At 66.3% G+C, this 25,317-nt stretch carries 20 protein-coding genes and 1 pseudogene; 7 read left to right on the top strand and 14 right to left on the bottom strand.

Features of this window, described 5'->3' with window-relative positions; all coding sequences use genetic code 11:
- The first annotated feature begins 78 nt into the window (after positions 1–78).
- Positions 79–2,256 carry an amylo-alpha-1,6-glucosidase gene (locus ACR65J_RS19740; protein WP_440172260.1) on the top strand — a complete coding sequence of 726 codons (2,178 nt, stop codon included), beginning with the start codon at positions 79–81 and terminating at the stop codon, positions 2,254–2,256.
- A gap of 270 nt (positions 2,257–2,526) precedes the next feature.
- On the top strand, positions 2,527–3,906 hold the full coding sequence (locus ACR65J_RS19745) for an MFS transporter (protein ID WP_440172262.1): 1,380 nt from the start codon (positions 2,527–2,529) through the stop codon (positions 3,904–3,906).
- Positions 3,907–4,234: 328 nt separating this feature from the next.
- Here ACR65J_RS19745 and ACR65J_RS19750 read toward each other — a convergent pair.
- Positions 4,235–4,339: pseudogene (locus ACR65J_RS19750) on the bottom strand (SDR family NAD(P)-dependent oxidoreductase); the annotation flags it as partial.
- A 196-nt stretch (positions 4,340–4,535) separates the two neighbouring features.
- On the opposite strand from ACR65J_RS19750, the gene ACR65J_RS19755 reads away from it, so the two are divergent.
- The 4 genes from ACR65J_RS19755 to ACR65J_RS19770 all read left to right on the top strand — a co-directional run bounded on the left by ACR65J_RS19755 (position 4,536) and on the right by ACR65J_RS19770 (position 8,518).
- Positions 4,536–5,012 (top strand): hypothetical protein, encoded by a 477-nt coding sequence (locus tag ACR65J_RS19755; protein WP_440172264.1) that lies wholly within the window; start codon positions 4,536–4,538, stop codon positions 5,010–5,012.
- Positions 5,013–5,022: 10 nt separating this feature from the next.
- Positions 5,023–6,954 (top strand): glycoside hydrolase family 15 protein, encoded by a 1,932-nt coding sequence (locus ACR65J_RS19760; RefSeq protein WP_440172266.1) that lies wholly within the window; start codon positions 5,023–5,025, stop codon positions 6,952–6,954.
- A gap of 73 nt (positions 6,955–7,027) precedes the next feature.
- A complete protein-coding gene (locus ACR65J_RS19765) occupies positions 7,028–7,327 on the top strand; it encodes a DUF4193 domain-containing protein (protein WP_141158469.1) in 300 nt (99 codons plus the stop codon).
- 120 nt (positions 7,328–7,447) lie between these two features.
- Complete coding sequence (locus ACR65J_RS19770) at positions 7,448–8,518, top strand: quercetin 2,3-dioxygenase (RefSeq protein WP_440172269.1); 1,071 nt, start codon at positions 7,448–7,450, stop codon at positions 8,516–8,518.
- Positions 8,519–8,593: 75 nt separating this feature from the next.
- Here the strand turns inward: ACR65J_RS19770 and ACR65J_RS19775 are convergent, their stop codons facing one another.
- From ACR65J_RS19775 to ACR65J_RS19790, 4 genes are read right to left on the bottom strand one after another with little or no spacing between them, the layout of a single operon-like run.
- Positions 8,594–9,829 carry a DUF3500 domain-containing protein gene (locus ACR65J_RS19775; protein WP_440172272.1) on the bottom strand — a complete coding sequence of 412 codons (1,236 nt, stop codon included), beginning with the start codon at positions 9,827–9,829 and terminating at the stop codon, positions 8,594–8,596.
- On the bottom strand, positions 9,807–11,546 hold the full coding sequence (locus tag ACR65J_RS19780; protein ID WP_440172274.1) for an FAD-dependent monooxygenase: 1,740 nt from the start codon (positions 11,544–11,546) through the stop codon (positions 9,807–9,809). Before ACR65J_RS19780 ends, ACR65J_RS19775 begins: the two co-directional genes overlap by 23 nt.
- 26 nt (positions 11,547–11,572) lie before the next feature.
- On the bottom strand, positions 11,573–12,448 hold the full coding sequence (locus ACR65J_RS19785; RefSeq protein WP_440172276.1) for a fumarylacetoacetate hydrolase family protein: 876 nt from the start codon (positions 12,446–12,448) through the stop codon (positions 11,573–11,575).
- Positions 12,449–12,507: 59 nt separating this feature from the next.
- Positions 12,508–13,389, bottom strand: a complete 882-nt coding sequence (locus ACR65J_RS19790; protein ID WP_440172279.1) for an alpha/beta hydrolase fold domain-containing protein — start codon at positions 13,387–13,389, stop codon at positions 12,508–12,510.
- Positions 13,390–13,625: 236 nt separating this feature from the next.
- Here ACR65J_RS19790 and ACR65J_RS19795 point away from each other — a divergent pair, with 236 nt between their 5' ends.
- Positions 13,626–14,411 (top strand): MerR family transcriptional regulator, encoded by a 786-nt coding sequence (locus ACR65J_RS19795; protein WP_440172281.1) that lies wholly within the window; start codon positions 13,626–13,628, stop codon positions 14,409–14,411.
- A gap of 3 nt (positions 14,412–14,414) precedes the next feature.
- Here ACR65J_RS19795 and ACR65J_RS19800 read toward each other — a convergent pair whose 3' ends face one another.
- The 9 genes from ACR65J_RS19800 to ACR65J_RS19840 all read right to left on the bottom strand — a co-directional run bounded on the left by ACR65J_RS19800 (position 14,415) and on the right by ACR65J_RS19840 (position 25,223).
- Entirely contained in the window at positions 14,415–14,897 is a 483-nt protein-coding gene (locus ACR65J_RS19800; protein WP_440172284.1) for a hypothetical protein, read from the bottom strand.
- Positions 14,894–17,359 carry a molybdopterin oxidoreductase family protein gene (locus tag ACR65J_RS19805; protein ID WP_440172286.1) on the bottom strand — a complete coding sequence of 822 codons (2,466 nt, stop codon included), beginning with the start codon at positions 17,357–17,359 and terminating at the stop codon, positions 14,894–14,896. Before ACR65J_RS19805 ends, ACR65J_RS19800 begins: the two co-directional genes overlap by 4 nt.
- A gap of 141 nt (positions 17,360–17,500) precedes the next feature.
- Positions 17,501–18,517 (bottom strand): bile acid:sodium symporter family protein, encoded by a 1,017-nt coding sequence (locus ACR65J_RS19810; RefSeq protein ID WP_440172290.1) that lies wholly within the window; start codon positions 18,515–18,517, stop codon positions 17,501–17,503.
- Between the two features lie 111 nt (positions 18,518–18,628).
- Positions 18,629–20,191 carry an o-succinylbenzoate--CoA ligase gene (menE, locus tag ACR65J_RS19815; RefSeq protein ID WP_440172292.1) on the bottom strand — a complete coding sequence of 521 codons (1,563 nt, stop codon included), beginning with the start codon at positions 20,189–20,191 and terminating at the stop codon, positions 18,629–18,631.
- Between the two features lie 7 nt (positions 20,192–20,198).
- A complete protein-coding gene (locus tag ACR65J_RS19820) occupies positions 20,199–21,524 on the bottom strand; it encodes an MFS transporter (RefSeq protein ID WP_440172294.1) in 1,326 nt (441 codons plus the stop codon).
- 124 nt (positions 21,525–21,648) lie between these two features.
- Positions 21,649–22,104 carry a MaoC family dehydratase gene (locus ACR65J_RS19825; protein ID WP_440172296.1) on the bottom strand — a complete coding sequence of 152 codons (456 nt, stop codon included), beginning with the start codon at positions 22,102–22,104 and terminating at the stop codon, positions 21,649–21,651.
- 53 nt (positions 22,105–22,157) lie between these two features.
- Positions 22,158–23,387, bottom strand: a complete 1,230-nt coding sequence (locus ACR65J_RS19830; protein WP_440172298.1) for an acyl-CoA dehydrogenase family protein — start codon at positions 23,385–23,387, stop codon at positions 22,158–22,160.
- A 1-nt stretch (position 23,388) separates the two neighbouring features.
- Positions 23,389–24,279: an amidohydrolase family protein gene (locus ACR65J_RS19835; RefSeq protein WP_440172300.1), complete on the bottom strand. Its 891-nt coding sequence runs from the start codon at positions 24,277–24,279 to the stop codon at positions 23,389–23,391.
- Positions 24,280–24,281: 2 nt separating this feature from the next.
- The gene (locus tag ACR65J_RS19840; RefSeq protein WP_440172302.1) at positions 24,282–25,223 is read right to left on the bottom strand and encodes an SDR family NAD(P)-dependent oxidoreductase; all 942 of its coding nucleotides are present in this window, start codon (positions 25,221–25,223) and stop codon (positions 24,282–24,284) included.
- Between the last annotated feature and the right edge of the window lie 94 nt (positions 25,224–25,317).

The following is a 25,317-nucleotide window of genomic DNA, read 5'->3' on the forward strand; positions in this document are numbered from 1 at the left end:
GTAGCGTCTTTTCCAAGAGGCCGCCGCAAGCACGGTGTCTGCTTTTCGGCGCTTCGGTGAGCCGCGGAGGAGGCCGGAATGGTGGGATGGAATGCGGATACGGCCGCCGGTCCGCTAGGAGCCGGCTCTATGACGTTGGTCGAGGGCTCATCCTTCTGTATTTCGTCATCGAACGGGGATATTCAGGCCGATCGTCCGCATGGCCTCTTCGTGGCTGACGTCAGGATCCTTTCAATCTGGCGACTGACAGTGGGCGGACAGGCGCTTGAAACACTCACGGCGGAGACAAAGGAGCCCTTCCGTGCAGCATTTGTAGCAAGGATCCCACGGTCCGATGGCTACGCGGACAGCCCACTGATCGTGGAACGGCTGCGGGAGGTCGGGGCCGGCCTCCAGGAGCAGCTCACCATCTACAACTACTCCCAGGAGCCGGCCGAGTGCCTCGTCGTCCTGGAAGTAGGGGCCGACTTCGCGGACCTCTTCGAAGTGAAGGAAGCACGGATCCGGCGACGGTGGGAGGAAACACAGGAAGCCGACGATGGACTGCTCACCATTCGGGGCAGTTGGCAGGACGTCCGCAAAGGCACCGCTATCCACGCACCTGGTGCCGAAATTTTCGGTAACACCGTCCAATATCGGGTGTCAGTACTCGCTCATGGGCAATGGAGCACGGTCCTGACCGTTCTGCCCACTGACGATGGAGACCACGCACCGGCTTTCGCCCATTCCGGGGGAGACACCCTGTCCCCCCGAGACCGCCGGCGGCGGGAATGGGTGGCAAAAATCCCCATACTGCAGGTGGCCAACCGTTCGGTGGAACGGACCCTGCGCCGCAGTTATGACGATTTGGGCGCTCTTAGAATCGAGGACCCCGACCATCCGGAGCGGGTTGTCGTCGCCGCCGGGGCACCCTGGTTCATGACCCTGTTCGGAAGGGACTCCTTGTGGGCCTCGGTGATGGCGTTGCCGGTAGACCCGTCGCTCGCCTTGGGCACACTCCAGACCCTCGCCGACCGCCAGGGCTCCGTGGTGGACCCTATGACCGAAGAGGAGCCAGGCAAGATCCTCCACGAGGTCCGGCTCGATGTCTCCAGCGGCCTGTCCTTGGGCGGCAAGTCGAACTACTACGGCAGCGTGGACGCCACTCCCTTGTTCCTGATGGTGCTTGGAGCGGTGAGCCGGTGGGGATTCGCAGCCGATACCATCCAGGCTCTCTTACCCCACGCCGACCGGGCAGTGGACTGGATCGTGAACTACGGCGACAAGGACGGCGACGGCTTCGTTGAGTACCAACGGCTCAATGACCAGGGACTGATCAACCAGGGATGGAAGGACTCCTGGGACGGCATCAACTTTGCCGATGGAACCCTGGCGGAGCCGCCGGTCGCGCTTTGCGAGGTACAGGCCTACGTCTACGTCGCCTACCTCTCACGTGCATGGCTGGCCTACGACGCCGGTGACATCACCTTGGGCAAAGACCTCACGGGCCGCGCTGCCCGGCTGAAGAAGCAGTTCAACGAGCAATTCTGGATCCCCGAGCGCGGCTACTACGCCATCGCCCTCGATGGCAGGAAACGGCAGGTCGATGCCTGCGCCTCCAACATGGGACACTGCCTGCTCCAAGGCCTGATCGACGACGACAAAGCCCCCCAAGTCGCCGCGCATCTGATGTCACCGGAAATGTTCAGCGGCTGGGGCGTACGCACCCTGGCCAGCAACATGGGCGCCTACAACCCGGCCAGCTACCACAACGGGTCCGTCTGGCCCCACGACAACGCCATCATCGTCGCAGGGCTCCTCCGGTACGGCTTTGTCGCCGAAGCGCAAAGAATCGCCACCGGCATGATGGACGCGGCAGAGTTCTCCGACGGCCGCCTGCCGGAACTGTTCTGCGGCTTCAGCCGGGACCACCTCGCCACCCCCGTTCCATACCCCACCGCCTGCTCACCACAGGCGTGGGCAGCCACCGCACCCATCCAGATCGTGTCCAGCCTGATGCGCTACGACCCGGTCGTGTCAGCCGGTGGAGTGTGGCTCGATCCCGTCCTCCCCCATTCCTTCGGGGACCTGCACATTTCCAACGCCCCGCTTGGCAACGGCCGCATCACCATCGATATCGCGGACTCCCTCCCCTCCATCAAGGGACTACCCCCGGGCATGGTGCTTCATCGCGGCCACCGACCCTGGATGTCCGAACTGGTCGAGGAAGCGGTGCGACGTCGTGGAAACACCCGCCCCACGGCAAACCCTCGTTAAAGTCCCCGTTCCACGGCGGGCTTCCTGTTGTCCAAGGTCTCCGGTTCTTCGACTCCAAGCCATAACAAATCGCTATGTAGGTACATAAAAGCCGACTTTGTGTGACCCACACCGCAAACGTTAACTTGATGTCTGGGGCCGCCGCAAAGCCGTAAACACGACTTGCGAGAGAGCTCACAGCAGGACCAACCGGATATTCCACCCGAGATCTTTTTCCGAGAGCCCAGATGCAGCGGCAGCCGGTGTTCACCCATCACCAACGGAGACGAAATGACAGAAACCACACTTCCCAGGAAGACCCCGGTCAAAGCCGCAATCGCGGCCTGGATCGGCACGACGTTGGAGTACTACGACTTCGCGGTGTATGGCACCTCGTCGGCGTTGGTTCTGAACGTCCTCTTCTTTTCACCCGAGCTGCCCCAGGGCCTCAGCGTGCTGCTCGCCATGATCACCTTCGCGGTCGGCTACGCGGTACGCCCCCTCGGCTCCCTCATCCTGGGGCCGTTGGGTGACCGCCGCGGCCGCAAGTTCGTCATGATGATCACACTGTTCGGCATCGGCGGCTGCACCTTCCTGATCGGGTGCCTGCCCACGTACGCTCAAATCGGTCCTCTTGCTCCGGTCTTGCTCGTGCTAATCCGCGTCATCCAGGGACTGTGCCTTTCCGGCGAGCAGCCCAGTGCCATTACCATGAGCCTGGAGCATGCTTCCGAAGGCCGACGCGGGTTCCTCGCGAGCTTCACCACGTTGGGTTCCTCCTCAGGCACGCTGCTCACCCTGCTGGTCTTCATCCCCATCGCCGCTATGCCCTCGGAGCAGTTGCTGAGCTGGGGTTGGCGGCTGCCGTTCTGGGCCTCCGCCATCGTGGTCGTCGCTGCATACCTGATCCGCCGCCACATCCAGGAGCCGCCCGAGTTCGTAAAGGCCCAGGCCGCCAACGTGAACGTTGCCCCACTCCGGCATCTTCTGCGCTTCCACTGGCGTGCGGTGCTGCGGATCGTATTCTGTGCCCTCATCGCGGGCACCAGCTACATGATGCAGACCTTCTCGGTAGCATTCGGGACCGCCGGGTACAAGCTGGATAAGCCAACCATGCTCCTGACGACCACAGTCTCGGCCGTGATCGCCCTCGGAATCACGCCCCTGGCGGGATTCCTTGTAGACAAGATCGGCCGCAAAACGATGTTCCTTATCGCAACGGGCGGTGCAGGCATCACTATGGTGCCCTACCTGTGGTCAATTACGACCGGCAACTGGTCGCTGATCTTCCTGTTTGGCATCATCAACTATTCCCTCTTCTACTCAATGGTGAACGCGTCCTGGCCGTCATTCTTCGCGGAGATGTTCCCCGGCCGGCTGCGCGTCTCCGGGCTCGCCCTTGGCACCCAGATCGGCTTCGCCATCTCGGGCGTCATCGGCCCCGTCCTCTCGACAGCACTCGCTGGCCCCGACCTGAAAGATTGGATCGGACCGTCCATGGTCGCGCTCGGGTTCATGGTCCTGGCAGGAATTTCAGCCCTCACCGCCAAGGAGACCAAAAAGTACACGCTCAAGGAGCTCGACGAGGTGCAGCAGAGCGAGCGGGAAACGTCCGTCCTCACGGCCGCGGCCATGTCCCCAAGCACAGCTGCCCGCGGCCTCGCTGGTTAGCCCGAAAAGCAGAGGTGACAGGTTATCGCCCCTGAGCTGATCGCCTACCAGCTGCACGGGCCACGACATTGATTCCGTTGTGAACAAAGTGAAGACCTCTTAGTGACGGCCCCAACACAGCCATCCACTAAGAGGTCTTCCTGTTCCGCCTGTAATGCCCCCTGGCTGTACTGCCCAGGGACGTTGGTCGGGTGAATGCGAGGACCCGCGGGAGCCGTTGACCCAAGGGTGAGGACCTGCGTCTGCACGAACTTGAGGTCCGGGACCTTGCCCAGGGAACCCAGCACTGCCCCGGCGTTGAGGTAGGGAAGGATGACGCCGTCGATGCTGTCAGGCCGCCCGGGACTTGGAAGGTAGGCATGAATTCAAGCATGCCAACATTCACCTGCCGCGACGGCTCAATGGCGTAATCAAGGGCGTTAACAATGTGGTCAGGACTGGGGCCCAGGCACTAGGCGAGGTCCGAGCAGTCCTCGCCGGCGCCACTTTTGCTCTTGACTTAGCTGCAACGGCGTTCTAAATTCAAGATATTCGTTTTTAGAGCGAGGTTCCCATGACTATTCACCTGCGGCCTCCGGCGCATGGCACCGCTTGCCAGACCCGGCTGCGCCAAGGCCGGACGGCATGACATGGACTGGCAAGGATGGGGACTGTTCGGGCTCCTGGCCACTGCAGTCCTGACGATCATCATGATTGCGGCCCAGATGGCCGGCTTGACACGGCTGGACCTGCCACTGGTCCTGGGCACCCTGGTGACACCCGATCCTGACCGGGCACGTGTTGCCGGCTTCTTCATCCATCTGGCGGTCGGCCAGATGTTTGCCCTTGGCTATGCCGCGGCGTTCGCCCTTCTGGGCCGGGCCACCTGGTGGATCGGCGCGTTGCTGGGCCTGCTGCACGTGGCGGTGGCCCTCACGGTCATCCTGCCGCTGCTGCCCGGCGTTCACCCAAGAATGGCATCCACCCGGGCGGGCCTGGCCACCACTGCCGTGCTGGAGCCGCCTGGACTGCTTGGTTTGAATTACGGCATCCAGACGCCTGCAGTAGCCATCGTGGCGCATGTAGCCTACGGGGCCCTGCTGGGGATTCTGCTGAGGGCGCTGTGAGCAGGCCGCTATGAGCATCGCATTCGAGCGGAAGCGCTCCCGTTCGATGGAAGAATCCTCCGTGACCGAGCCGCCGAAGCCGCAGCCCGCCGTCGGCCCCTTCCCCGGCCCCGCACCCGCGCCCGCACCCGAGCCCTCGCCATGGCAGCCCGCTGCCATCGCGGACTACGGCATGCTCGGTGACACCAGGACCGCTGCCCTGGTGTCCTCCAAGGGGTCGGTGGACTGGATGTGCGCTCCGGCGTTCGACGGCGAGCCTATCTTCGGTGCCCTGCTGGGCGGACTGGAAGCAGGCCAGTTCGTCGCCGGACCCGCCGGACCCGCCCACCTGCTCCAGCGCCATTACCGCGGGAACACCGCAACATTGGAAACAACGTGGTCCACTGGCGGGGCCCGGCTGACGCTCACCGAAGCGATGGTTGCTGAAGTGTCCGGCGCCTTGCTCCCCACAACGCTGCTGGTGCGGCGGCTCAGCGCCCACGGCGGCCCGGCAGCCGCCGTCGTCCGCTTTATTCCACGGCTGGGAGAAACGCATCGCGTGCCACGGACCAGCCGGAGGGCGCGGGACCTCGTGTGTGAATGGGGACCATTGGCGTTGTCGCTGGGCTCCAGCGAGGGGTGCCCGCTCCCCGACGGCGAAGAAGAGACACTGGTGGTGCACCCCGGCCGTCCCGTGACCCTGGTGTTGTCCGTCGCGTACGGCGAGCCGCTGATCCACGTTGACCCCGAGGCGGCCTGGCACCTGGTGCTTGAGGACGAGCGACGGTGGGAGGCATGGTCGGAGGAGGTGGACGCTGACATCCCGTTCCGCGAACAGGTCCTGCGGAGCCTGCTCACCCTGCGCCTGCTCACCTATTCACCGTCCGGTGCCCCAGTGGCAGCACCCACCACGTCGCTGCCGGAAAATCCCGGCGGCATCCGGAACTGGGACTACAGGTTTGCTTGGCCGCGGGACGCCAGCATCGGTGTCGCCGCATTCCTGCACGCGGGCAAAACGGATGTGGCCCTGAACTTCTTCGGCTGGCTGCTGCACGCGAGCCGGCTTCAACGGCCCCGGCTTCCGGCACTGCTCACACTATCCGGCCGGCCGGTCCCCCGCGAGCGCGAGTTGCGTGGCTGGCCCGGGTATTCAGGGAGCGTACCGGTGCGCACGGGCAACGGGGCGGCTGGGCAGCATCAGCTGGACGGCTACGGGTGGGTGCTGGACGCGGCATGGGTGCTGGTGCAGGGCGGCCACCGGCTGTACTCGGAGACCTGGCGGGCCATGCGCGGATTCGCCGACAGGGTGGCCGCGTCCTGGGCCGCCCCGGATGCGGGCATCTGGGAAATCCGTGATGATGCCGCGCACCACGTCCACTCCAAACTCATGGCGTGGCTCGCCCTGGACCGGGCGCTGCGCATTGGCGCCACCCACCGCCTAAGCGCCCGGCAGCGGCAGCGCTGGCTGTCCGCGCGGGACCAGCTGGGCACGGAGATCCGGGGCAGGGGCGTCGACCCCGGGCGGGGCACCTACACGCGGACCTATGGATCAGCGGACCTGGACGCGGCACTGCTGGTTCTTCCGTTGATTGGGCTGGAGGACCCGCAGGCTGATGTTGTCCGCCAAACCGTTGACGCAGTACGCGCCGAACTGAGTGCCGGCGACCCTCTCGTGTTCAGGTATCCGCCCGGCCAGGACGGCCCGGAAGGCGGCGAGGGTGCTTTCCTGCCCTGTTCCTTCTGGCTGGTACAGGCCCTGGCCCTGACCGGCAGGTGCAGGGAGGCGGTGGACGCCTTCGGCGCGCTGCTGGACCTGGCCTCCCCGCTGGGACTCTTCAGCGAAGAACTGGATCCCGCCTCCGGTGCCTTCCTGGGCAATTACCCCCAGGCCCTTACCCACGCCGCCCTGGTCCAGGCCGCGCTGGCCCTAAGGAAAAACAGCCCCACCCGGAATGGGAATTAGTTGCGCCCATCCGGCGTTGTCGATCTGTCCAGAACAATCTGGACATCAGCAGCTGGACAGGAGAACACACCACATGTCAGTTGACTACGACGCTCCGCGGGTGGCTCCCGAGGAAGAGCCGAACGTCGCCCTGGAGGAGCTGAAGTCCGATAAGTCCGGCCGCCGGGAGGCCGCTCCCGACATGGACGAAACGGACCTCGCGGACAGCTTCGAGCTGCCCGGCGCAGACCTCTCCAACGAGGAACTCCTCATCCAGGTGGTGCCGGTGCAGGCAGACGAATTCACGTGCATGTCCTGCTTCCTGGTCCACCACCGCAGCCAGTTGGCCCGGGAAAAGGATGGAAAGAAGTACTGCAAGGAATGTGAGGGGTAGCAGGGGGCCGGCCACGTTTGGGTTTCAATCATTGGAATCCGGGCTCGTGGCCGGAGCGTGGGACAGCCATGATGTAGGTCACGCTCCGGCAAGTCCGGCCGACTGGAAAGAAGGAAACCCATGTCCCTCAGCGTTGAGGAAATGAACAAGCAGCTCCCGGCGGCCAACACGCTGCCCGGCGAGGCGGTCCCGTATTACATGGCGTCGGGCGAAGGCGCGCGCTACGAGATCAACGGCCAGCTGGTCACGGTCATCGCACGCGCCGCCGACACCGGGGGCATCTTCAGCGCAGCCTACATCTCCGGCGGCATGGGCGCTGAGTCCCCGTTCGTCAGCCACAAGGTGGAGCACAAGACGCTCTACGTTTTCGACGGGATCCTGCATGTCTGGCTGCCGGGCGAGAGCCGCATCCTCACTCCCGGCGACTCCGTGGTCATCCCGCCGAACACCCCGCACACCTACCGGATGGCCAGCCACTACACCCGCTTCCTGAACTGGATGACCCCCGGGGGCGGCGAGGCGTACTACGAGCGGGTGGGCACGCCCATCGACTCGCACGTCCCGCCGGTCCGGCCCGGCCACAAGGCCGGCCTGCAGGAGCAGGCAGAGGTGGGCGCCGAGTTTGGCATCACGTTCCCCGACGTTGAGCGTGTGGCGCCGTCGTTCAAGCACGACGCCGGCCTGCCGCCAACGCAGAGCCCGTACTTCCTCAGTGCCGGGGAGGGTGAGCGCATGGTCAGCTACCAGACCATGTTCACTTACCTGTCCCGGCCCGCCAACACCGGTTCCAACTACTTCGCCGTGCACACCAAGGGCGCCAAATCCCCCTACATTCCGCTGCACTTCCACTCCCAGCACACGGAGAACTTCCTCTGCACCGAGGGCCGGATGTGGCTCTACGCCAACGGCCGCGAGATGCTCCTGACGAAGGGCGATTTTGTGCACGCCCCCGCCGGGACCATCCACTCGTTTGCGCTCGATGCCCACAACACCCAGATGGTGGGCTTCCTGACGCCGTCGGTGTTCAACGGCTTCTTTGAGTACTTCAACGAACCCACCGAGGACTACATGTACACCGAGGGGGGCGAGCCCTACATGGACATGGAAGGCTTCGGCCGCGCCCAGGCCGAGATGGACCTGACCGTCGTCGGCCCCCCGCCCCAGCGCCGCACAGCACTGGACATCGCCTAAGCCACATCCATTGCTCCGTAATTGTCGTTTTAAGCACTGAAAACGACAATTACGGAGCAGTCGATGAGGGGTGGGTCAGGAGGCGGCTTGCCTGACCAGTTCGCGGCCGTAGTCGTTGCCGTTGGGGGTGCGGACCACTGTGTGCATGTGGAACGGGGCGGGCTCATCGTTACTGAGGAAGACGCCGGTGTGGTGGTCCAGTTCCAGTACCACTACCGGGCTCTGCACCCGGAAGTAGAACGCTTCCTCACCTTCCCAGCCCCCGATCCAGCTGAAGAACGTCTCACCGTAGTGCTCCTGGATCTCCCGGCGGCGGGCGGCACGGGGACCGTCCGGCAGGTAGGCGATGAAGTCCTCCACAACGGCGTCGAGCAGCTCCCGGGCGCGGGCGGGCATGCGCGCCACACGGATCCCCTCGTAAGGGATCACCCGGTTGTCCTGGAAGCAGCCGCCCAGGTGCCGCTCGTCGCCCGGGTGGAGGCGCCCTTCGGGCATGGCCAGGTCCACCATCTCCGCATAAACAACAGCGCGGGCCCGCAGGTCCGAAGGCAAGGCGGCCATCAGCTGCCGGGCCAGGGCGATGCGCTCTTTGAACACCTTGACGCCCTGGTGCGGGCCGGCGTCGATCATGTCCGGCTCGGCGCCCATGAACACCGGCGAAATCACCAGCTGCGTCCCGGCCACCAGGCAGTTCAGCGCCGCGTGGTGGCCGAACAGCTGCCACCCCCAAGGTTCGGTTTCGGACGGTTCCCCGTACAGGGCGAAGTTGTAGCTGAACTCGTTCAGGAGCAGCGGCAGCTCCACCAGGTCGCCCAGGAAACCGTTGATCCGCATCAGGTTCCGCACCAGCTCAAAACCGGCCGGGCTCAGCGAAGCCTCCACAACCCCCAGCACGGCATCCCGGACAGGAAGATCCAGCTCGTCCAACCGCAGCCCGGTGTCGTGCTGCATGAACTCGGGGTTGGCCCAGCTCTGCCACTCCGGCGCGTCCACGGCGTAGCAAAGCTTCCGGGCCTGGTCCGCGGTGACAGTGCCAAGCAGCTTCCGCGCCGCGGATACCATGTCCGCGGTAGGTGCTTCCTCCCCCGGCCGGGCCGGCACCAGGGGGTACAGGCCTTCCCGGCGGACGCCGTCATTGGTGATGCCGCTGAACGGTTGGGGATAGAGCTTCCGCCAGCCCTCGATCATGGGCCCGGCAAACGCATCGCTCTTGGCAAAGTCGGCGTACTCTCGGGCGTCCAGCCCCCGGATGCCCGCCACGCGGGGGTGGTCCGGGGCAAAGAGGAATTCACGGAATGACGGCGTCGACACGGGCGCTCCTGGTCTCGATGGAAGGTTCAGGTTCTTCAGGACGTGCGGGAGGAAAAGCCGGCGCCCAGCCCGCAGCGACGGACAACGCGCGGGCGGCCTCGCCCGGGGAGTTGCCGCGCCAGGCCACGTGCTGGTCGGGACGGACCAGCAGCGCACTTGCGCCCCACAATTCTGCGAGGTGCCTTCCGTCGTCGGAAGGCCCGACGGCGGCGACCGTCACCGGGATGCCCTGCCGGGCAGCGGCTGCCAGCACCGGCTCGAAAACCTCGGCGGCGGGCACCCCTCCCAGCGCCCCGGCGTCGGCCAGCAGTGTGAAGCCCGCACCCAGGGCGCTGTACAGGGACCGGGAATCCGCCAGCCAGGCGTGCGGCAACAGGGCCCCCGGAGCAGCGGACGGAACGTACCGGATGGGGTCCTCGTCGGGGAGGGCCGAACCGTCCGGCACCACCACGGATGAACCGCCATAGTCGTAGCCCAGCACCAGGCCCAGGGAATCGAACTCGCTCTGCTTCACGGCGAGCGCCCGGTGCGCAGCCCCGCGGGCGGCATCCCCCGCAGACCCGGCCGCAACCAGCTCCGGGTCCGCGAAGTGGTAGGCAAGGGCCTTGCCGTTCTCCGCAGCGTCACGGATGGTGCGTGCAGCCACCGGCCGCCGCTCTTCCCCGTAGCTGGCAAGGAGTCCGGGCCCAGCCCAGCCGTTGATCGTGGCGGCGAGCTTCCAGGCCAGGTTGGCGGCGTCGCCGATGCAGGTGTTGAAGCCGTGGCCTCCCCAGGGCGGGTTGAGATGGGCGGCGTCCCCCACCAGGAAGACGTTGCCCCGGCTGTACTCGGGAGCAAGCAGCATCCGGGCCGTCCACGGGTCGGTGGCCACCACCTCGATCTCCACGTCCGCACCCACCAGGGAGCTGACCATCGCGGCTGCCTCCCCCGCAGTGACGGTGACGGACGGATCCACGCCCTGGACGATTGCCCACCACATGCCCTCACGGTCCATGGGTCCCACCATGCCCGAGGTCTCCGAGCCCACCACCCAGTACTGCACCGCCGGGTCCAAGGAGACAGCGGACGCCAACGACGCCGAGCGGAAGAGGATGCTGATGTTGGACAGCTCGGCGGAGCCGCCTTCCAGCCGCAGCCCCAGGCTGCGGCGCACGGCGGAGGACCCACCGTCGGCCCCCACAACGTATTCCGCGGCGATGATGCGTTCGGCCCCTTCGGAATCCATGACGACGACGGCGCAGGGTGCCGCGGCTGCCCCGCCTTCAGGGACACTGACGCCAGTGACGGTCAAGCCCGTCACGAAGGTCACCAGCGGGTGGTCTGCGACGGCGGCCCGGAGCACCTCCTCGAGGACGGGCTGGGGCACCTGCTGGCCGCACTCCGGCTGCGGCCCGTAACGGCCGGAAACCAGTTGGAAGGCGTTGCGGAACCGGCGCAGCTCATGGGCGGAAGGTCCGGTGAGGCCGGTGCAGAAGATGACGTCCTGGGCGTACTCCACCGGCAGCGGCGCCGCGTCCCGGAGGACCTCGGCGAGGCCCAGCCGGCGCAGGTGCGTCATGGTGCGGGCATTGGTGGTCTTGGCACGGGGCCGGGTGTGGTCCAGCGTGGTCCGCGGTTCAATGACGGTGCTGGGCACGCCGCGGGAGGCGAGGTCCAGTGCCAGGAACAGTCCGCTGGGGCCGCCGCCGGCGATCAGGACCTGTACCTCCGATGGCACGTCGGCAGTGTGATGGTATGCGTTCATCAGGCACGGCTCCGGAGCGAAAGACCGCCCACCGGCGTGGTCAGGGTGCCCAGCTTCTCGATCTCCACTTCCACGGTGTCGCCGGGCTGCAGCAGCCATTGCGGGGTGCGTGCGTAGCCAACTCCTTCGGGAGTGCCGGTGGCGATGACGTCCCCTGGGTGCAAAGTGAAGGTTTCGCTGATGAGCGAGATGATGGCCGGGACTGAGAAGATCATGTTCCGGGTGTTGCCGTTCTGGGCTTCGATGCCGTTGACGCGGGTGCGGACCTGCAGCCCGTCGCGCAGGTCGCCAACCTCGTCGCGGGTGACCAGGGGTCCCAACGGGCCGCTGAAGTCGCCGTTCTTTCCCAACGTCCACTGCGAGGTGAGCTTCTGGGCCCTGCGGGAAGTGATGTCGTTGAACGTGGAGTAGCCAAAGACGGCATCCGCCGCGGTGTCCTCGTCGGCGGACTCCACGCGGCGGCCGATGTAGGCGGCCACCTCGCCCTCCCAGTCCAGGCCTGCCTCGCCCGCGGGGACCGGGACGGGCACGTTGCCCACGGAAAGGGACGCGGTCCAGCGGGCGAACAGGGCGGGGTACGGCGGCAGTTCCTGGTCCTTGAAGCTGCCCTCCGCCGCGTGCGCCTTGTAGTTCAGCCCTACGCAGATCACTCGTGCGGAGGCCGGGACGAGCGGCACTTCGGTGACGCTGCCGCGCTCAAGCCAGCGGCCGGCGTCGGACGTTTCCGTGTCTCCCGCAACCAGCGCTGCCGCCTTGTCCTGCCAGCCCTCGGCGTCGGCCCAAAAGTCGTTGACGGACGTGAGCGGGAGGACGCGGGAACCGGCGAGCGCCGCTGCCCAGGGTCCGCCGTGGTGGGTGATGCCGATGAAGTGCATGGGAGGCCTTTCGGGTCTGGTCCGGGGTGCGCGTGCTCCCCCGGCATGGTGGTGCGGAATCAGTGCCGCATTGCCTGGCGGCGGAGGAAATCGATGGTGGCAGCTATGGCCTTTTCCGCCGCTTCGCTGCTCCCGTCCGGGTTGGCCCACATGTGGTCCGAGCCGTCCAGCAGGAGGAGTTCGACGTCGTTGCCCGCGCCTTCCAGTGCCTCGGCCAGCGATGTGGACTGGGCTACCGGGACGAACCGGTCTGCGGTTCCGTGGATGAGGAGGAAGGGCGGGGCGTCTGCGTGAATGTAGGTGAGGGGGCTCGCGGCCCTGGCCTTGTCCGGGGCGTCGGCGGGCTGCGCACCGATGAGCAGTGCTTCGCGCGAACCGGGATCATCCGCGCGGGCGACGGCGTCCGGCCGTGCCTGTTCACCCATGCGCAGCAGGTCGGTGGGCGGGTACCAGGCCACGACGCCGGCAACGGAGTCGTCGCCGTCCGGCCCGTCATTGCCAGCGTGGCCGGCAAAATCCGCTGTCCCCGCGGTCAGGCCCAGGAGGCTGGCGAGGTGGCCACCTGCCGAGTCTCCCCAGGCATAGACCCGCTGCGGGTCCACGCCGTATTCAGCCGCGTGGGCACGGAGCCAGGCGACGGCTGCCTTGGCGTCCAGCAGCTGGGCGGGGAAGGTGGCAACCGTGCTGAGGCGATAGTCGGCCGAGGCCACCACAAACCCCGCATCCGCCAACAGCTTGAGGGGGCTGAGCCCGAAGCCATCAACAGCGGGGCCCAGTGAGGACCGCTCCCCCATCCGCCAGCCGCCGCCGTGGAGGTGGACCACAGCAGGCCGGCCTCCCTGGTGCGTTTCTCCTGCGGGAAGGTAAAGGTCCAGCAGCAGCGGCTCCGCGTTCCGTGGCCGGGCGAACTCGATCCCCTTGAGGATCCGCAATCCCGTCATCGTTGACTCCATGTGTAGCGCGCCGTTTCTGTGCTGTGTTTACCGAACTGCTGAAGGGGCTGGCCCGGGCCCACACCGGCACCCGCGTCCATGGACTCAACTCTGGGCCATGCCTGCGACCGCACGCGCGGCCAGTTTCACTGAATGAAACTGGTTCGCTCCGCGCGGGAGCCTGCCCACGATTGGCGTGAGACGGGGTTGAACCTGACGTGGCGTCAGGTCCTACGGTTGGCGGTATGGAACAACCGGAAAAACCCCGCTGGAGCGTTGGCGAACTGGCGGCCGCAACGGGAGTCACCGTCAGGGCGCTGCACCACTACGACAACATCGGACTGCTCCACGCAAGCGACCGGACCGCCGCCGGCCACCGCCGCTACACCGAGCCTGACCTGCGGCGGCTCTACAGCATCCGGACGCTCCGCAGCCTGGGCGTGCCGCTCGGCGAGATCGCCCCGGTGCTGGACGAATCGGGCGGGAATCCGGAGTCCCTGCAAAAACTGTTGCTGCGGCAGCTCGATGCCTTGGGTGAGCAGGCGCTGCAGCTGGAGCAGCTCCAGCGGACCATCCGGGAGCTGCTGGCACGCCTCAGCGGACAGGGGCACGCAGAGCCCGCCTATTTCACGACCGTTTTGGAAAGGATGACCATGTTTGAGAACTACTTCACCGAGGACCAGCGCCGGGAGCTGGACGAGCAGCGTGCCCGCCTGGGCCGGGAAGCTGCGGATGAATCACGGACCGAGTGGGTGGGCCTGGTTGAGGAGGGCCTGCGGCAGGTCGACGGCGGTGTCCCCGCCACCAGCCCCGAGGCCCGCGAGCTGGTGCACCGCTGGGATGAGCTGGGCTCCCGTTTCCACAGCAGCGAGGGCACCAAAGCGGCAGCCCGCAGCATGTGGGCAGAGAACAGTGCCGAACTGAGCCAGGCCCTGCCGTGGACCGCGCAGCAGATGCAGGCGCTGGTGGCGCACCTGGAGGCGGCCCGCGGCACGGGCCAGGACACGGCGGCGGACGGCGGTCTCAGCTGACGTTTAGCTGACCAGGACCTGCGTGGCGGATTCCTTGAGCTTGCCGTTGGCCCACTTCATCTGGCGGATGGTCTGCGGATGGCACTTCTCGGCCAGGTCCAGCAGGTTGCGGTCTTTCATCCCCTGGGCGGCCTGCGCCAGCAGTTCCCAGTCAGCCGATACCCCGCAGGCCTTCAGGTAGAGCTCGCGGAGGTCGCGCAGCAGCAGCATTCCGGTTTCGGGACGCCGGCCCACCATCTCGCTGCCCTTCTCCCGGATCGTTTCCATCAGCCCTGCTTCGCTGCGCGGCTCCGGGTCCAGGTCTTGGCCGTAGTTCTTGGCGATGTCCGCAATGTCCCGGACGTGCTGCTGCGACCAGCGCGCCAGGTCCCGGGCAAGGTGGTAGATCTCGTGGTCCACCTTGTGCCGCTCGGAGATGACCAGCAGGTGGTGTGCCAGGTCATTCTCTGAGCGGTGCATTTCCTCCAGTACCAGCCCGAATTTCATCGTTCCCCTCCTGCCGTGCCGGCGGTCTCGTCGGCCAACGCGGTGGCTATGCCCTTGGTCCTGGCGTCGTCCGGGAAGTCGCCGGCCGGCGCCGAGGCGGTGTTGGTGGGCGCCGGGGAGGGCCCGTCACCGCCGGAAAGACGGGTAATGCGGGCTGCCGCCGTCTTGAAGATGGGCTGCTTGGAGGCCGCATCCCAGTCCGTGATGGTCAGTTCGTTCGCTGCCCGCCCGGCCCCGTCCGGCTGGTGTCCGCCCTTCGTGTCCCAGTAGCCGTAATGGAAAGGCAGGAACAGCACGCCGTTCCTGATGCCGCTGATCCGCACCTTCGCACGGACGGAACCGCGGGGTGTCTCCACCTCCGCAAGGTCGCCTTCGGCAATCCCATACGCGCCGGCGTCGTCCGCTGACAACTCAACCCAGACGTCCGGCGCGGCGGCCTGCAGCTCCGGCGCCCGCCCTGTCTTGGTGCGGGTGTGGAACTGGTAGAGCGTGCGTCCGGTGATGAGCTGGAGCGGGAAGTCCCGGCTGGGCAGCTCATGCGGCGGCATGTACTCGGCGGCCTTAATGATGGCTTTGCCCTCCGGGTTGAGCGCCTTGTACTCCTTGGGTTCCACGGGCGCGCCGGTGATGAGGTCGCGGCCATAGGTTTCGCAGTACTCGGGGTGCGCCCAGAACTTTCCGTCAGCGTAGATGCGTTCGGTACCGTCCGGGTTTTCCTCGTTGCAGGGCCACTGGATGCCGGAACCGCCGCGCAGCTTGTCGTACGTGATGCCGGTGTAATCGCACGGCCTGCCCCGGGTGCATTCCTTCCAGGCTTCAAACGCGGACTCCGAATCATGCCACTTGATCAGCGGCTGCCCGTCCTTGTCCTGCAGCCCCATCCGGTGCGCGTAATCGATGAAGATCTCCAGGTCGGCCTTGGCCTCGCCCGGCGGGTCGACGGCCTTCTCAGAGAGGTGCACGGTGCGGTCCACGTTGGTGAACGTGCCGGTCTTTTCGCCCCAGGTGGCGGCGGGAAGCACGACGTCGGCCAGCTGGGCGGTCTCGGACAGGAAGATGTCCTGCACCACCAGGAACAGGCGGTCCTGTTCCAGGATGCTGCGGATGCGTGCCAGCTCGGGCAGTGAGACGGCGGGGTTGGTTCCGCTGACCCAGAGCATCCGGATGGAGCCGTCCTCGGCGTACCGCATCATCTGCATGACGTGGGTGGGCGGCGAGTAGTGCGGGATGGACATGGGATCGATGTTCCAGACCCGGGCCAGGTCCTGGATGTGCGCGTCATTGGACCAGTTCCGGAAGGCGGCGAGGTCGCCGTCGGCCCCGCATTCACGGGTGTTTTCGGCCGTGGGCTGGCCGTTCATCTGCAGGATGCCGCAGCCGGGTTTGCCCAGCATGCCGCGGATGATGTTGACGTTGTTGACCTGCACGGCGGCGGCGGTGGCCTGGTTGGACTGGTAGAAGCCCTGCAGCACCGTGGACAGCAGCCGCTGGGCGTGGCCAATGATGCTGGCTGCCTCGGAGATCTGCTCCGCCGGGACACCGCAGATTTCCGCCACGAGGGCCGGCGGGTAGTTCTTGACCTCTTTTTCGAGCTCGGAGTACCCCACGGTGTTCGCCTGGATGTACTCCTGGTCCACCCAGCCGTTGGTGATGATTTCGTGCAGGATGCCGTTCATGAGGGCCACATTGGTGCCGGGCCGCGGGGCCAGGTGCACGGTGGCGGCCTTGGCCACGGGCGTCATGCGCGGGTCCACGCAGATGATCTTGGGCGGGTTGGGGCCTGCCAGCCGGTCCAGCATCCGGGTCCAGAGGACGGTCTGGGTTTCAGCCACGTTGTGCCCGTACAGGGCGATCACGTCGGCGTGGTCCACGTCCGTGTAGGAGCCGGGCTGGCCGTCACAGCCGAAGGATTCCTTCAGCGCCTCCCCCGCAGTGGCAGTGCAGAGGCGGGTGTTTCCGTCCACGTGGTTGGTGCCGATGCCTCCGTGGGCCATCGTTCCCAGGGTGTAGTACTCCTCGGAGAAGAGCTGGCCGGTGGTGTAAAAGCCGAGTGCGCTTGGGCCCTGCTCGGCCAGCAGCACCTTGGAGCGGTCCACGATGCGCTGCATGGCGGTGTCCCAGTCCGTTTCCACCAGCTTCCCGCCCTCGCGGATCAGGGGTTTGGTGAGCCGGTCCTTCGACCCGTTCGCCTGCCAGCCATACAGGTCCTTCGGTCCCAGCCGGCCGTGGTTGACCCGGTCCACGGCCCGTCCCCGCACGCCGACAATCTTGTTGTCCTTGACGGCGATGTCCATGGCGTCGCCGTTGGAGTGCAGGAGCGAGGCCGTCTGGACCCACCGGTCCACGTCTTCCGGCACCACCCCTTCGGCCAGGTGGGTGTCCACCCTGACCGGCCAATCACCGCCGCTGCCGTACGGCGTCCTGGTCCCCCATGGTTCAGCTATTCGGTCAATCCGAGCCATCTGTCCATCTCCTCGCAGGAACTGGTGGGCAGCGCCGAAACGGCGCTGTCCCTACCGGCTCCCGTACCCAGAATGGGCTGGCGGAAACGGTCGGCTAGCGGGCTGGGGGCGATGGCGGTGCTGGTCAGGCCTGCTTCCCGGCTAAGCCCGCTCTTCCTGGAGCACCCGCTTGTCCTGCAGCGGACGCCGGGCCAACCAGGCCGCCACGATGGCCCCGGAGATGTTGTGCCACAGCGAGAAGACAGCGGACGGCAGCGCGGCCAGGGGTGTGAAGTGGGCGGTGGCCAGCGTCGCTGCCAGGCCGGAGTTCTGCATGCCGACTTCGAAGGCGAGGGCGCGGCGGGCTTTGTCGTCCAGGCGGCCCAGCTTGCCGGCAAGGTAGCCGAGGCCCAGCCCGAAGCCGTTGTGCAGCACCACGGCGAGGAACACGATGGCCCCGGCCTCGATGATCTTGTTGGCGCTCCCGGCCACCACGATGGCCACGATGAGGGAGATCACGACGGCGGACACCCACGGAAGCGCGGGCAGCACCTTGGCGACGAGCTTCTTGAGGAACAGGCGGGCGAGGAGGCCGGCCACCACCGGCAGCAGTACCGTTTTTACGATGTCCAGGACCATGCCGGCGGCGTCGATCTGCAGGTACGAACCCGCAAGGAACAGGACCAGCAGCGGGGTGACGATCGGGGCGATCAGGGTGGAGACGGAGGCCACCGCCACGGAGAGGGCAACATCGCCCTTGGCCAGGAAGGCCATGACGTTCGAGGCCGTGCCGGAGGGTGCGCAGCCCACCAGTATCACGCCGACGGCCAGTTCGGGCGGCAAGTTGAGCGCGCCCGCGATCAGCCAGCCGGCGCCGGGCATGATGATGTAATGCGCCACGATCCCCAAGGCCACGGCCCATGGCCGCTTGGCCACCGCGGCGAAGTCCGGCGGGGTCAGGGTCAGGCCCATGCAGAACATGATGATGCCCAGCAGGTAGGGCACGCTGGGGGCCATGGGTTTGAAGACTCCGGGGAGCAGGAAACCGAGGATGCCTGCGACGACCACCAGGATGGGGAACACCGTCACCGCGATGCGGGCGATCCTGCTTTCCGCTTCGAGCGCGGGGTTGACGGGTGTCCCGTCCGGGGAATTTTGGGGTTTAGTTGCCTCAAGCATCCAATAATGGTGCACTGTCCTATAAGATTCCGCCAATTGATGACCGTGAACGGTAACAACGGCGGAAACCCCCACGGCCCCCAGCAATGTGGACCGTGGGATGTTCCTCCGTCAGAGCTGCTTCCGGAGCTCCATCTTGCGGATCTTGCCGCTGGCAGTGCGCGGCATGTCCTCCACCACCACCAGCGACTTAGGGATCTTGTAACGGGCAAGCCGGCCGTCAAGGAAGCTGCGCAGTTGCTCCGCGGTCAACGATTCCCCCTCGCGCAGCGTGACGATCGCTTGGGGGACCTCACCCCACTTGTCATCGGGGATGCCGATGACGGCCACGCTGCCCACGGCACTGTGCTCGGAGACGACCGCTTCCACCTCCGCCGGGTAGATGTTCTCCCCGCCGGAAATGATCATGTCCTTGAGCCGGTCCGAGACGAACAGGAAGCCTTCCTGGTCCCGGTAGCCCATGTCGCCCGAGCGGAACCACGCCCCGTCCGCGTAGCTGGCGGCAGTGGCCTCCGGCCGGTTCCAGTACTCCTTGATCACGTTGGGGCCGGAGATCTGGATTTCCCCCACCTCGCCCGGCGCCACCGCACCGCCCATGGGGTCGGCGATCCTGACGTCGGTGAAGAAGTGCGGCAGGCCTGCCGAACCGGCCTTTTCCCGTGACCGGTCCACGGGAAGCATGGTGACGCCGGGGGCCGTTTCGGTCATGCCGTAGCAGTTGGTGAAGCCGATGCCGCGGTCCTCGTATGCGTCCAGGACCCGGCGGGGAATGGCGGAGCCGCCGCAGGTCAGCTTGTCCAGGGAGCTAAGGTCCGCAGTTGCCCATCCGGGATCTTCGCAGAGCAGCTGGAACGTGGTGGGCACCCCGTTGAGGGTGGTGACCTTGTGCTCCTGGATCAGTCCCAGGACCCTGGCGGGATCGAACTTGGCCTCAAGGACCACGGTGGCACCCTTCAGGAGCATGGGCAGCAGCCCCATGTCCAGGGACGCCACGTGGAACAGCGGCGAGATCATCAGCGCCACGTCGTTGCGGTTCAGGTCCATGTCCACGATGGTGTTGATGCAGTTCCACGTGATGTTCCCGTGCGTCAGCAGCGCACCCTTCGGCTTGCCTGTGGTCCCGGAGGTGTACAGGATCATGGCGCCGTCGTCATGGCCCACCGGCACGTCGACGGGTTCGGCGGCTGCCGCCTGCAGCGCCTCCTCATAACGCTCAACCGCTGCAAAGTGTCCGACGGCGGCGGGTGACGTCACGGTGGAAGGTTCCGTCCCGCCGTCGGCCGCTACGACCAGGCGGTGGGTCACCACTGTCCCTTCCACGGCGGCCGATGCGGGCGCTTCCAGGGCGCCCGCGTTGACCAGGAGCCGTGCTCCGGAATCCTGCAGCTGGAACTGCAGCTCGGGCGGGGCAAGCCGGGTGTTGAGCGGCACGAAGATGGCGCCCAGGAGGCCGCAGGCGAAGAACGTCTCCACGAAGGAGGGGTGGTTATCGCCCAGGTAGGCCACCCGCTCGCCTTTGACCACTCCCCTGTCGCCGAGCGCGTTGGCCAAACGCCCGGCCCGTTCGGCGAGCTCTTCGTAGCTCAGGGTGCCCGCTGCTGACAGCAGGGCCGTCTTGGCGCCCGACTTCCGGCGGCGGCGCTGCAGCCAAGAGCCAACTCCGTTGTTGTCCATGGTTCTCCTAACGGACCGTGGTGAGGTCGTTGTTCTTAGATTCCCGCGTCAGGGCGATGAAGACAATCGAGACCAGCGCCATGACGGACAGGAACACCACCACCGGGAGGATGTTCTGGCCGGAGTCCTTGTAGAGGCCGGCGATGATGCCCGGGGTGAAGCCTGCGCCGATGAGCGTGGCCAGCTGGTAGCCCACTGCAGCGCCGGTGTAGCGGGACGTGGTGCCGAACTGTTCGGAGACGAAGGCCGCCAGTGGCCCGTAAAGGGAGGAGTGCAGGATCAGCGCCACGGTGAAGGCCAGGAAGACCAGGCCCACGTTGCCCGAGCCGAGCATCCCGAACATTGGGAAGAGGTAGGCGATGAACAGGGCCAGGCCTGAAATCATCACGGGGCGGCGGCCGAAACGGTCAGACAGGCGGCCGCCCAGCAGGACGAAGACGATGGAGATGGCCGAGGCTCCCGCGAAGGCATAGAGCACGCCCTGCTGCGGCGCCCCCTTCGACACGGCATACGTCACCGAAAACGTGGGAAGCACCACCTGCAGGCCGAACCCCGCAGCGCCGGCGAACATGATCATGATCAGTGCCTTGGGCCGGCGGAGTACGTCCAGCAGCGGGATCTTGCGCTTGGCACCCTGGGCCTCTTCCCTGGCCACTGCCTCGGCGAAGATGGGGCTTTCGGAGACCCGGAGGCGGACGAACATGCCCACGATGAGGAGCACAAAGGACAGCAGGAACGGCACTCGCCAGCCCCAGGCCAGGAAGGCATCCTGCGGCAGGGCCGAGAAGATGCCCATCACCACGGTGCCCAGCACGGCACCGGTGGGGGCGCCGGCGTTGACGAACGATGCCGCAAAGCCGCGCCGCTTGGGGTCGGAGTGCTCCAGCGCCATGAGCGCGGCGCCGCCCCATTCACCGCCGACGGCGATCCCCTGGCAGACCCGCAGCAAGACCAGGAGCACAGCGCCCCACGGTCCGATCACGCTGGCTCCAGGAATCACGCCGATGAGGGTGGAAGCGATGCCCATCATGGCCATGGAGATGATCAGCATCCCCTTGCGGCCCACCTTGTCACCGAAGTGGCCGAAGATCACGCCACCCAGCGGCCTGGCCACGTACCCGGCGGCAAAGGTGGCGTAGGCGGCGACGACGCCCACCCATTCGTCCGTGCCGGCGAAGAAGACCTTGGGAAAGGCCACTGCTGCGGCCGTGGCGTAGAGCAGGAAATCGTAGAACTCGATGGTGCTGCCCAGATAGCTGGACAGGATGACCGTGCGCGCTTCCTTGCGCTTTGCGGCCGTACCCGCAGGTGCGAGCGTGGTGTGTCCGGACATGGCTGTTCCTAAAGACGGAGGAATTCGGGGTTTTTGGGGTTGCCTGAGGCGGCGGCGCCGAAAGGGGCCCCGCCGGTGCAGTGAAGGGGTTACTGCCGGTGGTGCGCTTTGCCTAAGAAGGGGCCTACTTATAGAAGCGGGCCAGGAATTCGGCAACGACGGCCGGGCGTTCCTGCCCTTCGATTTCGATGGTGGCGTTGACCTTGATCTGCGCGCCGCCCTTAACCTCAGTCACCTCCGCGATGGTGGCCTGCATGCGGACCTTGGAGCCCACCTTCACAGGTGAGGTGAAGCGGACCTTGTCCAGCCCGTAGTTGACCTTGGTGGTGACGCCGTCGACATCGAACAGCTCGCCCCAGAACGGGATGATCAGGGACAGGGTGAGGAAACCGTGGGCGATGGGGGCACCGAACGGGCCGTCCTTCGCACGTTCCGGATCGGTGTGGATCCACTGCTGGTCATCCGTGGCGTCGGCGAACAGGTTGATTTGTTCCTGGGTGATCTGGCGGTAGTCGGTAGTGCCAAGGTCCTTGCCGGACATGGTGAGCAGGGTGTCGAAATCGACCACGAGATTGGGCATCGTTGCCTCCTGGGCTGGTGTGTGGTTGAGGTGCTTTGCAGGTGTTGCAGGACTTAGCGGGTGAAGGCGCTCTCGCCGGTGAGGGCGCGGCCGATGATAAGGGCGTTGATCTCGTGGGTGCCTTCGTAGGAGTAGACGGCTTCGGCGTCGGCATGGAAACGCGCGACGTCGGTTGCCAGGGTGATGCCGTTGCCGCCCACCACTTCGCGGGCCAGGGCTACGGTGTCGCGCATGAACAGGGACGTCTGCATCTTGGCCAGGGCGGAGTCCTGGTCGCGGTAGATGCCTTTTGCCTGCTGCTCGGTAAGCCGGACCACCAGGGACAGGCTGGCGGTGACGTTGCCGAGCATGCGGGCCAGTTTCTCCTGGACCAGCTGGAAGGAGCCCAGGGTGCGGCCGAACTGCCTGCGTTCGTTGACGTAGGCGAGCGCGGCCTCGAAGGCGCCGGCAGCCATGCCGGCGGCGATCCAGGCCACGTCCGAGCGCATGGCCCGGAGCATTGCCGCGACGTCCTTGAAGGAGTTCACGTTGTGCAGGCGCATGGCCTCGGGGACCCGGACACCGGTGAGGGTGATGTGGGCGTTCTGCATCATCCGCAGCGAGGTCTTGCCCTGGATTTTCTCCAGGGTGACGCCGTCGGCTGTCCGGTCCACGAGGAAGGCCTTGACCTGCCCGTCCGCGGTGTCCCGGGCGAATACTGCGAGGACGTCCGCGGTGGCTGCGCCGCCGATCCAGCGCTTGGCGCCGTCAAGGATCCAGCTGCCGTCGGGCTGCCGCCTGGCGGTGGTGGAGAGTCCGCCGGCGATGTCCGATCCGGATTCCGGTTCGGTCAGCGAGAAGACGCCTTTGAGCGAGAAGTCGATGACCTTGGGCATCCATTCGGCCTGCTGTTCCGGCGAGGCACCAACGCGGATGGAGGTTCGGAACAGGCCTGCCTGGGCGGTGTACCAGGTGGCCAGGGACGCGTCCGTGCGGGCAAGCTCGAAGATCCGGAAGCCCTGGTAGATGCCGCGGGCCGGACCGTGTTCTGCACCGGTGGCGCCTGTGAGTTCGGCCGGTTCCATCAGGTCCAGGTCGATCAGCGGCCGGGCGAGCTGGTCCGGAAACTCACCGCGTTCCCAGTACTCCGCCAACAGGGGTTTGGCTTCGGAGTCGAGGAAACTCCGCAGCCGGGACAGGACCTGGCGCTCCTCGGGCGTGAGGAGGGACTCGGCCTCGTACCAGTCCGCTGCTTCGTAGAGCCGGGCACCCAGGGCGGCATCCGCCGTCGTAAGCGCGCCCATGTCAGGCCCCCAGCCCGAGGAGGCGGACCGCGTTGTCCTTGAGGATCTTGGACCGAACCTCGTCCTTCAGCGGCAGGTCCGAGAAGGCGCCGAGCCATTTTTGCGGGGTGATCAGCGGGAAGTCTGTGCCGAACAGCACCTTGTCCTGGAGGTAGGAGTTGGAGGCCTTGACCAGGGATTCCGGGAAGTACTTGGGCGACCAGCCGGAGAGGTCGATGAACACGTTGGCTTTGTGCGTGGCGATGGAGTTGGCCTCGTCCTGCCATGGCACGGACGGGTGGGCCATGATGATCTGCAGGCCGGGGAAGTCCGCGGCCACGGCATCCAGCAGCAACGGGTTGGAGTAGGCCAGCTTGATGCCGTAGCCGCCAGGAAGGCCTGCACCCATGCCGTTCTGGCCGGTGTGGAAGATGGCGGGCAGGCCCAGTTCCTGGAGGGTTTCCCAGAGCGGGTAGAAGCGCTCGCTGGACGGGTCGAAGCCCTGCAGGGAGGGGTGGAACTTGAAGCCGCGCGCGCCGAGTTCAATGGCCTGGTGCTTGGCCCCGGCGATGGCATCCTCGCCGGTGCGCGGGTCCACGCTGCCGAACGGGATCAGGACGTCATTGTTCCGGGCGGCACCGGCGATGAGTTCGGGGATGCTGTTGGGTTCGTGCTTGAGCTGGGTGCGGGCGTCCACGGTGAAGACGACGGCGGCCATGTTCAGTTCGCGGTAGACCTCGGCGATGCGGTCCAGTGACGGGGTGCGGTCCTCGGCCTTGAAGTACTTGGCCGAGGCTTCGGTCAGTTCTTCCGGCAGGGAGCCGTGGCCGCAGCTGTCCACCTCAAGGTGGACGTGCATGTCGATGGCATCGAGCTTTGTGGGGTCGATGCCCAGTTCGTAACGGTCGGCCATGGTCAGCGGGCCTCGGCGGCCTGTGCGGGCTTCAGGTCCTCCGGCAGCGGGAGGAATTCCTCGCCGTAGCTTTGGAGCGTTTCGGCGGTGAACAGCTGGCCGGCGTTTTCCTGCAGCGCCTCATAGCTCCAGCCGCCCTCACGGTACTCGGTGGTGGCCGCTTCCGGGTGGGTCCAGACCTGCAGCCGGTCACCGCCGGCGCCGATGGCCTGGCCGGTGATGTTGGCTGCCTCGTCGGAGGCGAGGAAGGCAACCAGTCCGGAGACGTCGTCGGCCGTTCCAAAGCCCAGGTCGTGGCGGAAGAAGGACGGCATGGCCTCGCCGCGCTCGTCCGCCTCCACGGCCTTCTGGAAGTACGGCACGGTCTTGGTCATGGCGGTGGCGGCCACGGGGATGACGCTGTTGACCGTCACGCCGGCCTTCTTCATTTCCAGCGCCCAGGTGCGGACCATGCCCACGATGCCGGCCTTGGCGGCGGCGTAGTTGGTCTGGCCGAAGTTGCCGCGCTGGCCGGTGGGCGAACCGATGGTGATGATGCGGCCCTGGACGTTGTTTTCCTTGAAGTAGGCGTAGGCCTCGCGGACGCAGGTGAAGGTGCCCTTGAGGTGGACGTTGATCACCAGGTCGAAGTCCTCGTCCGTCATCTTCAGCAGGGACTTGTCGCGGAGGATCCCGGCGTTGGTGACCAGGATGTCCAGGCCGCCGAAGGCGTCCACGGCGCCGGCCACCAGGGCCTTGGCCGCGTCGGTGGTTCCCACCGGGACCACCACGGCTGTGGCGCGGCCGCCGTCGGCCTCGATCTGCGCGACGGCCTGTGCGGCGGTCTCGGCGTTTACGTCATTGATGACGACGGCGGCACCCTGGCGGGCGAGTTCCCTGGCGTAGGCAAGGCCGAGGCCCTGCCCGCTTCCGGTGACGATTGCAACCTTGCCGTTCAAGCTCATGGCCTGCTCCTTCGCATGCGCCGGCCGAAGCCGTTGGGGTGGTCCCACTGCGGTGTGAGATCCTTGTTGGAATCAATGAAATTACGGATCATTG

This window comes from Arthrobacter sp. SAFR-044, from assembly GCF_059414985.1.